The 1,658-nt window shown below is 39.1% G+C and carries 1 protein-coding gene; it reads left to right on the top strand.

Annotation, left to right across the window (positions count from 1 at the left end; genetic code table 11):
* Positions 1–189: 189 nt before the first annotated feature.
* The gene (locus AAIB49_RS19795; protein ID WP_343459058.1) at positions 190–1,539 is read left to right on the top strand and encodes an ISLre2 family transposase; all 1,350 of its coding nucleotides are present in this window, start codon (positions 190–192) and stop codon (positions 1,537–1,539) included.
* Positions 1,540–1,658: the final 119 nt, after the last annotated feature.

Raw genomic sequence — 1,658 nt, 5'->3', positions numbered from 1 at the left:
GTTAGAGTAAAATGTTTATGGGAGAACATATACCTCATCTTTGGTGTTGAAGTCTTACGACTTCAACACCAAAGATGAGGCCAGCAAGCGGAGCGCGGTAGTAGTATAGAGGCATTTTCAATGAAAAAAAGGACCTTCTTTTGTATAGTTAAGTTTCCTACAACAACAACTATAGAAAGAGGCCCTCAAATGAAAGATATCATATCTACGCTAACAATGAAAGAATTAGAAAAAATTACATACCGAGCTTTGCAGGAAAGCTTTTCCCAGGTGATGGTACAGACTCTTAAAGAATTAGATGAGGCGATTGCTTTAGGAAGAGATAAAAAAAGGTTTTATCTAAAGGATAAGCGAACTCTAAAGTTTGATTCTGTTTTTGGTCAGGTAGAACTGAAAAGAAATTATTATCGAGATAAAGAATCTGGAAAGTACGTTTATTTATTGGATCAATATTTGGCTTTTGACGGTACGAAAGGTATGAGTCCAGTGGTGCAGGATTTAGCTATTGAACTGGCCGTGACAGGCGTTTCCTACAGACAGGCTGGTAAAACAATGGAGAAGCTTTTGGGCTACCCTGTAATCAGTCATGAAGGTATACGTCAACAGCTTTTGAATACAGAAGTAGTTCCAGAAGAATCAGTATCACTAGAAAATGATGTTGTGTTTGTGGAGGTTGACGGACTTTATACAAAAAGTCAGGAGAAAAAGAAAAAAGGAAGGGAAATTAAGATTGCCAGTGTGCATCAGGGCTGGGAAATGAATGGCAAACGGGCAAAACTAGTTGAAAAACGACATTTCATTCATGAAGGGAAACTCCCGTTTTGGGAGGAATTTGAACAGTTTTTAATGACGACTTACGAGTACGATCCAACCAAGCATCACCTAGTTATTAACGGAGATGGAGCGAAGTGGATTACATCCTGCCGGGATTATTTCCAACACAACGCGACTTTTGTCATTGATCGTTTTCATGTTGCCCGGGATGTGCAGCGTTTATTTCGGGATCATTCAAGATATCGTTCCATCCGAAAGAAACTAGCAAAATATGACTGGGAAGGTTTCATGGTGGAATTAAACAGCGCTGTGGGCACGCTTGATAATGAAAAGAAAGAAGAACGACTGGAAGAGTTAATTGCGCAGCTTTCTCAATATCCGGAAGCACTGGGAGATTACCGTGAAAAATTAAAAGGAAAAGGTATAGACACAACAGGATTCCGTCCAATGGGTAGTGCGGAAGGAACCATGAGTGTTTTCGCTAGACGGCTTAAAAATGGACGTAGCTGGAGTGATAAAGGACTTGATAAATTCATTGATATCATGGTCGCTTTGAAAGACAAACTGGAGATTAAAACGCTACATGGGATACTTGAACAGACGCAGGACTTAACACGGAAAAACAAGGAAGAAAAGCCACCTAAACACTTTGTAGAGAAGCTAAAGGACAGCGCTGCAGAAGCAACTCGGAACAACTTGGGTTATTTAAAACAGGCTATAGGAAAACCAATTACAGATGCTTTAAAAGGATTGCGGGGAATTTAAAAAAGTAAAAAAGCGGAAACAGATGGAAAGATATAAATCTGAAACCGTTGTCAAATTTGGAATTAAAACAATACAAAATAAGGGACTTTAAAAATCTCCCACAAATACTTGACTCAATC

The sequence above is a fragment of the Ornithinibacillus proteolyticus genome (genome assembly GCF_039581225.1).
GTDB lineage: Bacteria > Bacillota > Bacilli > Bacillales > Amphibacillaceae > Ornithinibacillus > Ornithinibacillus massiliensis.
The sequence above is the reverse complement of the archived record's forward strand: the minus strand, read 5'-3'. Positions and strand labels throughout refer to the sequence as shown.